This is a genomic window from Robertmurraya korlensis NBRC 107688, from assembly GCF_001591645.1.
Lineage (GTDB): Bacteria > Bacillota > Bacilli > Bacillales > Cytobacillaceae > Robertmurraya_A.
In genome coordinates this window covers 207485-219764 of the sequence record NZ_BCVH01000004.1, presented here as the reverse complement: position 1 = coordinate 219764, position 12280 = coordinate 207485, and the positions used below count along the sequence as shown (strand labels likewise).

The window sequence follows — 12280 nt, the reverse complement described above, 5'->3', positions numbered from 1 at the left end:
CATATATTAATGTCCTACTACTTTCTCTAGGCCACCTGGTTTGTTATGAACGGCTAATTTATCTATTAATTTATTGCTTTCTTTATTCAATCCTACCAAATTAACTTTGACTCCATTTTGGTGGTATTTAATGACGATTTTATCAATCGCACCTACCGCTGAATCATCCCAAAGATGGGCCTCGGTTAAGTCAATACTTACCTCTTTCACATCTTCATTATAATTAAAACATTCTACAAAATCAGTTACGGAAGCAAAGAACAATTGTCCTGATACTCGGTAGTACTTTTTATGAGATTGTTCAGAAGCTAATGTCGTGACCTTCACCTTAGATATTTTAGAAGCGAAGAAGATCGCACTTAAGATAATACCTAGTAATACACCTATAGATAAGTCATGTGTCATCAGTACCGTAACAACAGTAGCAATCATTACAATTGTATCTGTAATCGGTGTTTTGTGAAGGGATTTAAGTGAACTCCAGTCAAATGTACCAATGGATACCATAATCATGACACCTACAAGGGCTGCCATCGGAATTTGAACAAGGAAATCATTTAATACTAAGATGAGAATCATTAAGAACACACCTGCCACAAAGGCTGAGAGTCGGCCGCGTCCACCAGATTTGACATTGATCACCGATTGACCAATCATGGCACAACCAGCCATTCCACCGAATAGTCCAGAAACGATATTAGCAATCCCTTGACCACGTGCCTCTTTGTTCTTATCACTTTTCGTATCAGTCATGTCATCAACAATCGTTGCTGTTAGCAAGGACTCTACTAATCCAACAATCGCAATCGAAAGTGAATACGGGAAAATGATTTGCAACGTCTCAAAAGTTAACGGAATATCAGGCAGTAAAAACATAGGCAGCGCTTGTGTTAATTCACCCATATCTCCAATGGTACGAACACCACTAGCTGTAAAAATAGCAATAGCAGTGATCACTCCGATAGCAACTAAAGGAGATGGAACAGCCTTAGTTAGACGAGGCAAGAGATAAATAATAGCCAATGCTCCCGCTACCATCGCATACATCGCCCATGATTCTCCAACAAAGTGAGTTAATTGGCTTGTGAAAATTAGGATTGCTAAGGCATTAACAAATCCCACCATAACTGACCGCGGAACAAATTTCATGAGTCTCCCTAATTTCAGCACACCCATGACAATTTGAATAATCCCAGTCAAAATGGTCGCAGCTAACAGGTACTGAAGTCCGTGTTCTGCAACTAATGTGGTCATCAATAAGGCTGTCGCACCTGTTGCAGCAGAAATCATCCCCGGTCTACCACCTACAAAGGCAATAACAACTGCAATACAGAAGGAAGCATACAGACCCACCATTGGATCTACTCCTGCAATAATCGAGAAGGCAATAGCCTCTGGGATCAAGGCCATTGCCACAACAAGACCTGCCAAAACATCTCCTTTGATGTTCCCAAACCATTCATATTTAATTGTGTTTAAATTCATGAAGCACCTCTTCTTTTCAATTATTTGTACTGACTTTCAACTCTCATGAAAGTCGGGGCCGTTTTTAACAAAATCAAGTATATAAGATTGTGAATAAATTGTGAAATTGAGTGAAAGCGCAAACATCTACCGTTTCCTCTTACATACTCAATTATATTTAGATAAACACTATAAACCTATATTTTTTCAAATAAAAAAGAGTAAGAGAAAAATAGGTAGAAATCGTATATAGTTTAATTAGGGTTTTTTAGTTCTGTTTACGAAGGAAGTGTTTATTTGAATAAAAGAATGCATCATGAAAAAACATCCATTTATTCGGATCAGGTCCAGGGCAAACCTATTCCAATTCCGTCTTCATTGATGAATACATAAAAAGCTTTGGTTGGTCACGAACCGAGATTTCTAGTTTGTATAGTGTGGCTACATTATGTGCTGGCTTATTGATGATGTTTATGGGAAGACTCGTCGATAAGCTAGGCCAACGAATGATGATGGTCATTGTCGGCAGCGTACTAGCTTTTGCCTGCTTCTTTAACAGCTTTGTGACAAACACATGGATGATGGGAATTGGCTTTTTCTTAATTCGACTATTTGGTCAAGGAAGTATGACGTTGGTCCCAAATACACTTGTCCCACAATGGTTTATAAAAAAACGAGGTCGTGCATTAAGCTTTATGGCCATCGGCGGAGTCGCAAGTGCTGCCTTTTTCCCCCTGGCAAATGCATGGATCATTAACACATGGAGCTGGCAGACTGCCTGGCAAGTATGGGGTGTCCTTCTTTTAGTTGTTTTTGTTCCTGTTGCGTTCTTTGGGGTGCGCAACCGTCCTGAGGATATTGGTCTAGTGCCAGATGGACTTACTGTTCCCGGTGGAAAGGCAAGCGATAAACAGGAAGCCTCTGTTCATGTAGAGGATGATTGGACTTTAAAAGAAGCCATGCGAACGAGAACCTTCTGGGCTGTGTTAATTTGTGTCGGAATCCCCGCTCTAGTTAATACAGCGATGACATTTCATCTGTTATCCATTTTTGGGCAAAGTCAGTTATCTCCGCAAATGGCGGCAACTGTACTTAGTTTAATGGCAATTGTTGGTTTTCCTATTTCCTTCATATCCGGTTTTATTGTGGAAAAAGTAAAAACCAGTGTGTTGCTGTTTACGGTGTTTGTCATGGAGATTGTGGTGTTATTTGTTCTAACACAGGCAAACAGTGCAGCAATCGGGGTTCTTTTTGGAGTCCTTTGGGGAATTGGCTCAGGAATTGAGCGTATTACGCTAAACATTGTATGGCCAAATTATTTTGGCAGAAAGTATTTAGGTAGCATTAGTGGAATCGCAGCCATGGTTATGGTCATTGGTTCTGCCTGCGGTCCACTACCATTAGGATTAGGATTTGACCTGTTCCAAAGCTATACGGAAAGTTTGTTTCTTCTCATGTTGTTTCCACTGATTGGTTTAAGTTGTGCATTATTAGCTAAGAAGCCGGAGAGACAATTATTAGTAGAAGCACGAAAATTAAGCTAAGAAAGACCACAGTATGTGGTCTTTCTTCATTTGACGATTAAAACCGGGCAGTTTGCGCGTTTCGCCACCTTGTGACTAACGCTTCCTAACACAAATTCCTGTAGTCCGTTTAATCCTCTGCTACCAATGATAACGATTTCAAATTTATTTTTATTTGTATAGTCTACAATGGCAGGACCAGGCTCGCCGTGAAGGATCGTTAATTTATAAGAAACTCCTGCTTCCTTCGCCATTTTTTCAATATCTTTCATTCGTTCCTTCCGTTTATCACCGATATCGGCCGTGTTCCAATTACTTAATACGTCTGATTTGGCTTTATCTGCATCTACTACATATACTACTTCCATTATTGAACCTTTGGAGCATTGGGCTATGTGAATGGCATTTGCTGCTGCTCGTTTGGAGTGTTCCGATCCATCTGATGCCAAAAGGATTTTTTTATACATCATTCTACCCCCATTAATGTGATCCAAGTTTATTAGCTAGTTTACTTACTAATTCGTTACTGTCTTCATTTAATCCTGTTACATTTACAACTATGTTATTTTCTTCGAATTTGTTCACAATTTTATCAACGGCAGCGACAGCGGAATCATCCCATATATGCGAGCAGCTTAAGTTAATCTCCACATTTTTGACGTTTTCCTTATAGTCAAACTGAGTCACTAATTCTGTCACAGACGCAAAGAATAATTCCCCTTTAACCGTATATGTTCTTCTATTACCCTCAAGTTTACTATCTACACTTACTTTTGAAATCTTCGAGACAAAGAAGATCGCACTTAGTAGAATTCCTGTAAAAACCCCAATCGCTAGGTTATGAGTGAAGACAACTGTTAACACGGTTACGACCATGACAACCGCATCACTTCGTGGTACCAAATGAAGGGTTCTAATTGAATTCCAATCAAACGTACTAATAGATACCATAATCATTACCCCTGCTAAAGCACCCATTGGAATACGAACCACAATATCCCCAAGTACAACAATTAGAAAAATTAGAAACACCCCTGCGACGAAAGCAGATAATCTTCCACGCCCACCTGACTTTACATTAATTACTGACTGACCGATCATCGCACAACCAGCCATCCCCCCGAAAAATCCAGTAATGATATTTGCGATGCCCTGTCCCCTGCTTTCCATGTTCTTATCGCTATCGGTATCAGTCATATCATCTACAATCGTGGCTGTTAATAATGACTCAAGAAGTCCGACAACAGCTAGCGCTAGCGAATAGGGAAAAATTATCATTAGTGTTTCGATAGTTAGTGGAACATCTGGCAGAAAAAAAGCTGGCAATGTTTTCGAAATCTCCCCCATATCTCCAACCGTACGTACTCCGTAGTTCATAAAAATCGACAGGGCTGTAATTGCAACAATAGCAACTAATGTAGAAGGTACAGCCTTTGTGAGATAAGGAAATAAATAGATGATGGCTAAAGTTAATCCAACTAATAGATAGATGATGACACTCTCATCTTCAAAATGCTGTAGCTGTGAAGTGAAAATGAGAATGGCCAACGCATTAACGAAACCAACCATAACAGACCGCGGAATAAATTTCATATACCGTGCTAACTTAAAAACACCAAACAAAATTTGAATAATTCCAGTTAACACCGTTGCAGCTAATAAGTAGTGAATGCCGTAGTTTGCTACCAAATCAATAAATAACAAGGCCATCGCACCTGTAGCAGCAGATATCATTCCCGGCCTTCCGCCAAGAAACGAGATCGTCACAGCGATGGTAAAAGAAGCGTATAACCCGACCATTGGGTCAACACCTGCAATAATGGAAAAAGCAATCGCCTCAGGTATCAGTGCTAAAGCCACGACGATACCTGATAAAATATCGCCTTTTACATTTCCGAACCACGACTGCTTGTATGTAAGCTGTCCCATCAAATTCCCTCCTTTTTCCTTAGTATGAACATAGGAAGAAAAGTAATGAATTAAAAATAGCCCTAACTGGTTATGAACCAATTAGGGCTATTACTGAGCTTACATGTTTTACCGGCTTTTTTGTACGGTAAATCCTAATTTTCCTAACGCATTCTCCAATGATGATTGGGTTGTTACTTCATTAAAATGTAATCCAATATTTACAATCGTTTGAGCCAATTCCGGACGAATTCCTGTAATCAAAGGTTCAATTCCGCTTAGTTTTAAAGCGGTTAAGATTTTATATAGCTGGTCAGCTACCATCGTATCAATGATGGGCACACCAGATACATCAAGAATCAGGGAATCTAACTGGAGTCGTGATCCTTCAGTAAGCGCTGTTTCCATAATCAATTGTGCCCGGTTGGTGTCAATTGATCCAATAAGTGGAATTACCGCAATCCCTTTTGTAATAACAACCACGGGAACGGATAGTTCTTCTACCGCGGAATAGGCAATATTCATTAATTCTGTGTTTCTTTTTTCATAAACTTCGCTCATTACTTGAAGTGCTCTATCGATTAAAGGGTCAATGATTTTAGATACATCAAGCATCGTAATGGCTGCAAATTGTTTTTCCTTTAGCTCGTCAGTAAATACATCCCATAGAATGCTACGATAGAAGGTTACTGCTCGTAAGGCATTGCTTAATGACACATGGTACTTCATGGCAAACGCAGCTGCCCTTTTCCCCCATCCAACCACTTGATCCTGAATTATCTCCCTGTCCTCGTATAGTGCCCTTCCGAAGTATCCTACTAGTTCCGCTCTGTAAGCATGGACCTCTAATTCAGGAGCCCCCGATTTACTTAAACTTGTAGAATAATCGGAATCAATTAACTCCGAAATTCGATTAGCCAATCTATCTTCATTTTTTACGATTTTTTCGCCAATATACTGCAATTCCTTTTTCACCGTCGTTATCCCCTTGTCTATATGCGAGTATCAAATAATTCAACAAAGTCCAGGTAGAATCCTTCTTTATTTATATGGTCTTACGAAATAAAAAAAGAACCTACCGTCAAATATACGGTAGACTCAAAGAAGATCATATTTATTCGTATGAACCCATTGTTTGAAGTAAGTCACTGGATTGCTGTGAGACATAAATCGTTCTGCTTGGAAAAGCCACTTCGACTCCCTCTTCTTCTAAAATCCCCATAATCGCTATATTGATTTCGTGTTTAACTTTCACATGTTCACCCCAAACGGTCGTGTTTGTGAAAAAGTATAATAGAATATCCAAGCTGCTATCATTATATTGATCAAACGCAACCATAATTGTATCGGGGTGAACGTCCTCATGATTCCGTAACATATGCTCCACCCGATGAACGACTCTTTGAATTTGATCTTTAGTGGAATTATAGTTTAGTCCCAAGTGGAAAGTAATTCGCCTTTTCCCCATGCGGCTCCAGTTGGTGATTGGTTCGTTTGCTAAGGTTGAATTCGGAACAGTTACTAAAGCCTGACTAAACGTTCGTACCTTCGTGCTTCTAAAATTGATATCTTCTACCGTTCCCTCTACACTTGGTGTGAGGATCCAATCTCCAATTGAAAAAGGTTTTTCCGTTACAATTACAATTCCACCAATCAAATTTCCTACCGCTTCCTTTGCAGCTAAAGCAAAAGCGAGACCACCTAATCCAAGACCTGCGACCAAGCCATTAACATCGTAATCAAATTCCTGACCAATAATACTGATGCTGATGGCAATGATAATTACACGAACGGTCCTGGAGATAAATGGAATCAAAATTAAATCTATCTTACTATTAATCTTTTGATTCACACTCATGATTATCCCTGTGGTAGGAGACGAAAGATTAAATAATCCCCACGTAATAGTCACAATCACCATCGAACGTAAAAATTTTAAAAATAGCGCATTATGTTGTTCGATAAAGGGAAAATACTCCATTGCCCAATACAAACCAATAATAATGAATAACCAGCCGATTGGGCGTTCAAAGCTTAAGCATATTTGGGTGAAAAAATCCGTTGGTGTTTTTCTAGATAATTTTAAAATCAACTGAAACACATACTTCGTAAATAGATTTCTAAATAGAATAAATAAAAGCAAGATTCCTATAGAAATCCCTAAATCTTTTAACATATCATAGTCGATATGGAACGATAAAAAATCCATCTTACATAACCTGCCCTCTTTTACAAATCACTAACATGCATCCTCATATCTTACCCTCATCTTGAAGTTATTTGAATGCAACAAAAGTATGGTTTAAAAAAGGGACAAAAGATGGTCGATTTCCCAGAATCGACAAGTAACTGAAGAATTTTGTTGTATATTGACTGAAAATGTTGGTAAAAAATGGTTTTATTTACAAACTGATGTTGTTACAATAGTTTTTGTGTTGAAAATTAACAATTGAAAGGTGTGTGGAAATTGAACTATGAAATAGTTCTATATAGAGGTCTAAAGTGTAATGTCGTGTTTGATTATGGAAATGGAAATCTTGAGATCTTATGCTTGGATGAAGTTCTCCTCGTTCATGAGGGTCAAATAGATCGGTTAAATTAGAGGAAAAAAGAAGCAAACTTACGTCTACTTCTTCCAACAGTTACCTCCACCAAGGAGTTCTTGGGCATTCACCACCCATCCCTATACAAACGGTTTCCCCAATTTTTGGCGTAGCAATGTTAACCTGATACTGGGATGCCGCTTTTGTTACCCGTTCTACTGGATCAATCCACGAATGAAAGGCAAGTGTAAAGGCTCCCCAATGAACTGGAATTAACACCTTACCACGAACATCGAGATGAGCTTGTACCGTTTCTTCTGGCAGCATATGAATATTGGACCAACGTTCGTCGTATTGACCGCATTCCATTAGTGTTACGTCAAAGGGTCCGTATTTTTCACCAATTTCCTTGAAGTGTGGACCGTAGCCGCTGTCTCCACTGTAGAAAACCTTTGTATCACGTCCTACGATTACCCATGAACACCATAAAGTGGAATTCCGATTCAATAAACCTCTTCCAGAGAAATGCCTCGCTGGCATGCAAGCAAGTTGCAGGTTATCAAACTGAATTTCGTCGCCCCAAGCATGCTCAGTGATTTTTTCGGAGGGTACGCCCCATTTAAGTAAACACTGTCTTACTCCTAAAGGTACAATAAACCTTTGTGCCTTATCCATTAGCTTACGTATAGATGAATAATCCAAATGATCATAATGATCATGAGAGATGACTATCGCATCAATTGCTGAAAAATTCTCTAAATCTATAGGTAAGGTGGAACTGAATCGTTTCGTTCCAGCCCATGAAACCGGTGACGGACGATTACCTAGCATCGGGTCAAAGAAAAGTCGTTTCCCTTCTATTTCTAGCAAGAAGGCCGAGTGTCCGAACCAGGTAACCCTAGAATCAGGAGTATTTTTCTCAACAAAATTTTCTACTTGGATTGGACCACTTGGTCTACGGAAGGTTCTACTTGTTACGGAATCTTTCAACATACTAATCATCGACTTGATTCCCATATTCATGGAGGTTGGAATTTGATTTTCATATCTTTTCATAATAGAATCTTCCTTTTACATTTCATAGTTTCATTCTTAGTATAGATTAATTTAGAACACTAATCCAAGCCACATCATGAACCAATACCAGCAAAAAAAGCAAACCACCTAGTGATTTGCTCTACTACTCTACTTATATTCACCTTCAAAGATTGACTCCTTGAGAGGACGTCTGTTTGATGGCTGTTCTCGGTCCTGTAATTCTGCTGGTAGTGCTTCTTTCTCTCCCTGATATCCAATGGCAACAACCAGTTGAATGTCAAAGTCATCAGGAATATTCAATGCTTCGCGTGCTTGGTCTTGGTAAAAACCAGCCATCGGGTGAGTAATTAATCCTTTTTGCGTTGCCTGAAGTGATAGATATCCCCAAGATGAACCGGTATCAAATGCATGGTAGCCCACCTTATTATCAGATAGAATTGCCACTAGAACAGGAGCCTTTTCACACCATATACGATTTCCTTCCTTAATAAAGGAATGGAATTTTTCACGATCCTCTTGTGTACGTGCGATAATAAATCTCCATGGTTGGGCGTTCATGGCAGATGGAGCCCAGCGTGCAGCTTCTAGGACACTCATCAGATCCTCTTCCGGTACTTCCTTTTCTAAAAATGACCGTGGCGACCAGCGATTTAAATAGTTCTCATCAATGTCATACTCTGCTTGTCTTCCCTGATTGACTTGTAAATCAGCCATACATTCATTACCTCCTTGTGAAAATATCCCATTTACAACACTCATTTTACTCCAACCATAATTTACCTACAAACTTTATGCTTGTTAATGACTACAAATCTTCATTTTGGGGTAAGGATATACGGGGATTACTTTTCATCACCTCTTGCGGATTTTGTCGAAAAATATATTTTCATGCTTGCAATTACATTTGGACTATTAAACTCATCATATATATACTAATTTTATAGGAATGTAAGAAAGGATTACCGTATGAACTCGCTACAAAAATTTGACGATGAACAATTGTCAGACGTCATTATTAGAGCCATTAAATTTAACCTAGAAAACGACTTTATCAAATTATTGAAAAATGAGGCGATACGAAGGTTGACACATTCACAGCATGATCACTTATCAAGTCTTCAAGAAGCCCTTGATATAATTTATTTTAAAAGAGAATTGGAGCTTTTACTTTATGAACAATCGAAATGTCCGGACGAAGCCATTAGAGACCAAATATGTAACGACATTTCCCTTCTCCAATCCGTTATTGATTTAGCCACCCAACATATTAAATAAACATAATCCTGCAAAGGCAAATCTTATGAAAATAAGAGACGCAAAGCTACGGGCCTAAAGCAATTGCTATGGTAGCCGAGCCGCCAGGATAATTCCTCTTTTTATTTCTACATCTACTCTTACAATTACCACTGTTCTATTTAAACCACACAACTATACTATTCAACTTCCATATAATCTACTATTACTCAATTACCTTCTATTCATGACCGTTACTATCTTGTACCCTAATTCATAAAAAAACCCCTATCAAGGTATTAAAGCATGCAATGCCTGCCACCTCGATAGGGATCCCACTATTAGTTTGTCGCAGCTTGAGAGGTTTCTAAAAACGTTTGAATTCGCTCCGCTGCTTCTGCTAACCGATTAGATGGTTGTACCAGTGCGATTCTTACATACCCTTCCCCTTGTGCTCCGAATGCGTCCCCTGGTACAACCGCTACACCTGCATGGTCAAGCAATTCAAAGGCAAACTGACTTGATGTCCAGCCTTGAGGAACTTTCGTCCAAATAAACATGGTTGCCGGGGTAGTTTTTACCTTCCATCCACCCTTATTAAGCCCCCCAATCAATGTATCTCTTCGTTCTTCATATACCTTTTTCTGTTCACTAAGCATTTTATAATCCGAAGTTAATACGGCTATAGCAGCTTTTTGGATTGGTAAAAATACTCCGTAATCCATATGTGACTTGAGTGAGGCTAGGATTTGTAATGCTTGGGGATTTCCAACCACATAACCAATTCGGCAACCTGCCATATTAAAGGTTTTTGATAGAGAGTTGAATTCAATTCCCACTTCCTTTGCACCTTCAATAGACATAAAGCTCAATTGGGGATGTTCATCAAATATGAGTTCAGAATAAGCAAAATCGTGTACGACAAGTATTTGATGCTTCTTAGCAAAGGTCACAACCTGTTCAAAGAAACTTTTATCTGCAATCGCTGTTACCGGATTTCCTGGATAACTGAAAATCATCATTTTCGTTTTTTCTAATACTTCAACTGGGATATCCTCCAGGTTAGGAAGAAAGTTATTTTCTTCCGTTAAAGGCATTGGATACACTCTTCCACCAGCAATCGTCACGCTCGCTTCATATATTGGATAGCCTGGATCAGGCACAAGCACATATTCCCCTGGATTCACCATGGCTGTTGCCAAATGCGAAAGCCCGTCCTGTGAACCCATAAGCTGAAGTACTTCATTATTCGGGTTAAGTTCCACATGATAACGGTTTTTATAAAAGTAGCTAACCGCTTCACTAAATTCAGCAGTTCCTGTTAGCGTATATCCATAATTAGCGGGATCTTTACTGTATGTAGCAATTGTATCCATTACCAAAGACGATGGAGGCAAATCTGGACTACCGACACTTAAATCAATAACATCTTTCCCTTTTTTTATAAGTTCATTTTTCCGATTTGCTAAATCTATAAAAATGGATGTCGTTAGTTTGTCCATCTTAGAAGAAGGCTGTAAATTCATATGTATGTCTCCTTATTGTTCAAAAACTATACTACTATTTTAATTGGTTGTTTTTTAGTATAGCATAAATGACAATATTCAAAAAAAGAAAACCTACTCATTTAGGTTTTCATAAGTTCCTTCTATTTGATTACTAAAGTGTTCTGTGTCAAGCTTCCACCGATCCAGGGGACCCATTTTCCGTAAAATAAAGGTTATGTTTCTAGTCACTTTCCCATCCTTATCGGTACGAAATTTGACCTCAACCGGTACTTCTACTATAAGCTGCCCAGCCAGATCTTCAGAAGGGAGGTAAGATATTCGATTGATTCGAAAATACGAAAATTGCCTTATTATCTTATTCAATTGGCTTTGTTTTTTCGTTGGTGCAATAACGAGCTTTAATAAATGTTCATCCTGATAATTAATCGCCGTAGCAAAAAATTCAATAAGCTCATAAGGGGTTACTGTATGTAAGTACTCTTCTTCCTTACCACCCGCTTTTAATATCATTAGTTTGTGTACTTTATCCATCTTACCTGAGCGGTGAGTAGTGCTTCCTAAAAAGTGAATGCAAAAATGGCCAGGAAATCCATTTTGGAGGGCACCTCCTCCGTGGGGCATTCCATGCATAGAAGCCGCAATGAATTGATCACCCACTTTCACTAGAATCGCTCTTCTTTTCCAGCTCCACTTCCCATCGTATATTTCCTTCATGATCTTTGTGTCTTTTGTGGTAAGAGGCTGAACATCCGCATGCCTGCTTCCCGCACGTCGTTGGACGTTGAATTGTTGTCCTGTTTCAACATCTATTACAGTAAATTTCTTTCCTTTAGGAAGGATATCTTTTGCGGTTTCCCAGGGCAGAATCTCTATTTCGAAAGAGATTGGCTGATTTTCATCCTTATACTTGAGTTCATTTGCTTTAAATTCATCTGGAAATTTGAAAAAACAAAATAGAAATACAAATATGATGCATAAAGGAACTTTTTTCATATCACACCTCACTTCTTATATTCTTTTCCATTAAAAAAGAAAATATGATGCTTGATGGGGTTAATTTCTA

Annotated in this window: 11 protein-coding genes and 1 riboswitch; of the genes, 2 read left to right on the top strand and 9 right to left on the bottom strand. The window is 38.8% G+C overall.

Translation table 11 applies throughout. The features are described 5' to 3' along the window. Nucleotides 1-6 precede the first annotated feature (6 nt). Nucleotides 7-1485, bottom strand: a complete 1479-nt coding sequence (locus tag BKO01S_RS08815; protein ID WP_066051915.1) for a SulP family inorganic anion transporter — start codon at nucleotides 1483-1485, stop codon at nucleotides 7-9. 305 nt (nucleotides 1486-1790) lie between these two features. Here BKO01S_RS08815 and BKO01S_RS08810 point away from each other — a divergent pair, with 305 nt between their 5' ends. Continuing rightward, nucleotides 1791-3008, top strand: a complete 1218-nt coding sequence (locus BKO01S_RS08810) for an MFS transporter (RefSeq protein ID WP_066051910.1) — start codon at nucleotides 1791-1793, stop codon at nucleotides 3006-3008. Between the two features lie 26 nt (nucleotides 3009-3034). Here the strand turns inward: BKO01S_RS08810 and BKO01S_RS08805 are convergent, their stop codons facing one another. From BKO01S_RS08805 to BKO01S_RS08780, 6 genes are all read right to left on the bottom strand, one after another. Beyond that, nucleotides 3035-3454, bottom strand: coding sequence for a universal stress protein (locus BKO01S_RS08805; RefSeq protein WP_066051905.1), 420 nt, complete (start codon nucleotides 3452-3454; stop codon nucleotides 3035-3037). A 13-nt stretch (nucleotides 3455-3467) separates the two neighbouring features. After that, nucleotides 3468-4916 carry a SulP family inorganic anion transporter gene (locus tag BKO01S_RS08800; RefSeq protein ID WP_066051902.1) on the bottom strand — a complete coding sequence of 483 codons (1449 nt, stop codon included), beginning with the start codon at nucleotides 4914-4916 and terminating at the stop codon, nucleotides 3468-3470. A 108-nt stretch (nucleotides 4917-5024) separates the two neighbouring features. Beyond that, nucleotides 5025-5870 (bottom strand): STAS domain-containing protein, encoded by an 846-nt coding sequence (locus tag BKO01S_RS08795; protein ID WP_066051899.1) that lies wholly within the window; start codon nucleotides 5868-5870, stop codon nucleotides 5025-5027. A gap of 139 nt (nucleotides 5871-6009) precedes the next feature. Beyond that, nucleotides 6010-7104: a mechanosensitive ion channel family protein gene (locus BKO01S_RS08790; protein WP_066051896.1), complete on the bottom strand. Its 1095-nt coding sequence runs from the start codon at nucleotides 7102-7104 to the stop codon at nucleotides 6010-6012. A 433-nt stretch (nucleotides 7105-7537) separates the two neighbouring features. Next, the gene (locus BKO01S_RS08785) at nucleotides 7538-8497 is read right to left on the bottom strand and encodes an MBL fold metallo-hydrolase (RefSeq protein WP_066051895.1); all 960 of its coding nucleotides are present in this window, start codon (nucleotides 8495-8497) and stop codon (nucleotides 7538-7540) included. Between the two features lie 126 nt (nucleotides 8498-8623). After that, nucleotides 8624-9190 carry a nitroreductase family protein gene (locus BKO01S_RS08780; protein ID WP_066051893.1) on the bottom strand — a complete coding sequence of 189 codons (567 nt, stop codon included), beginning with the start codon at nucleotides 9188-9190 and terminating at the stop codon, nucleotides 8624-8626. Nucleotides 9191-9442: 252 nt separating this feature from the next. Between BKO01S_RS08780 and sda the strand changes: the two genes are divergently transcribed. Continuing rightward, nucleotides 9443-9751 carry a sporulation histidine kinase inhibitor Sda gene (gene sda / locus BKO01S_RS08775; RefSeq protein WP_066051890.1) on the top strand — a complete coding sequence of 103 codons (309 nt, stop codon included), beginning with the start codon at nucleotides 9443-9445 and terminating at the stop codon, nucleotides 9749-9751. Between the two features lie 5 nt (nucleotides 9752-9756). Continuing rightward, nucleotides 9757-9839: riboswitch (cyclic di-GMP riboswitch) on the top strand. 211 nt (nucleotides 9840-10050) lie between these two features. Here sda and BKO01S_RS08770 read toward each other — a convergent pair. Next, nucleotides 10051-11235 carry an LL-diaminopimelate aminotransferase gene (locus BKO01S_RS08770; RefSeq protein WP_066051888.1) on the bottom strand — a complete coding sequence of 395 codons (1185 nt, stop codon included), beginning with the start codon at nucleotides 11233-11235 and terminating at the stop codon, nucleotides 10051-10053. A 93-nt stretch (nucleotides 11236-11328) separates the two neighbouring features. Beyond that, nucleotides 11329-12210, bottom strand: coding sequence for a hypothetical protein (locus BKO01S_RS08765; RefSeq protein ID WP_066051885.1), 882 nt, complete (start codon nucleotides 12208-12210; stop codon nucleotides 11329-11331). Nucleotides 12211-12280 lie beyond the last annotated feature (70 nt).

Bases quoted from the DNA above. Each gene is read 5' to 3' on its own strand.
- BKO01S_RS08805 (WP_066051905.1), bottom strand. From the start codon at position 3,454: ATGTATAAAAAAATCCTTTTGGCATCAGATGGATCGGAACACTCCAAA.
- BKO01S_RS08815 (WP_066051915.1), bottom strand. From the start codon at position 1,485: ATGAATTTAAACACAATTAAATATGAATGGTTTGGGAACATCAAAGGA.
- BKO01S_RS08765 (WP_066051885.1), bottom strand. From the start codon at position 12,210: ATGAAAAAAGTTCCTTTATGCATCATATTTGTATTTCTATTTTGTTTT.
- BKO01S_RS08780 (WP_066051893.1), bottom strand. From the start codon at position 9,190: ATGGCTGATTTACAAGTCAATCAGGGAAGACAAGCAGAGTATGACATT.
- BKO01S_RS08790 (WP_066051896.1), bottom strand. From the start codon at position 7,104: ATGGATTTTTTATCGTTCCATATCGACTATGATATGTTAAAAGATTTA.
- BKO01S_RS08800 (WP_066051902.1), bottom strand. From the start codon at position 4,916: ATGGGACAGCTTACATACAAGCAGTCGTGGTTCGGAAATGTAAAAGGC.
- BKO01S_RS08770 (WP_066051888.1), bottom strand. From the start codon at position 11,235: ATGAATTTACAGCCTTCTTCTAAGATGGACAAACTAACGACATCCATT.
- sda (WP_066051890.1), top strand. From the start codon at position 9,443: ATGAACTCGCTACAAAAATTTGACGATGAACAATTGTCAGACGTCATT.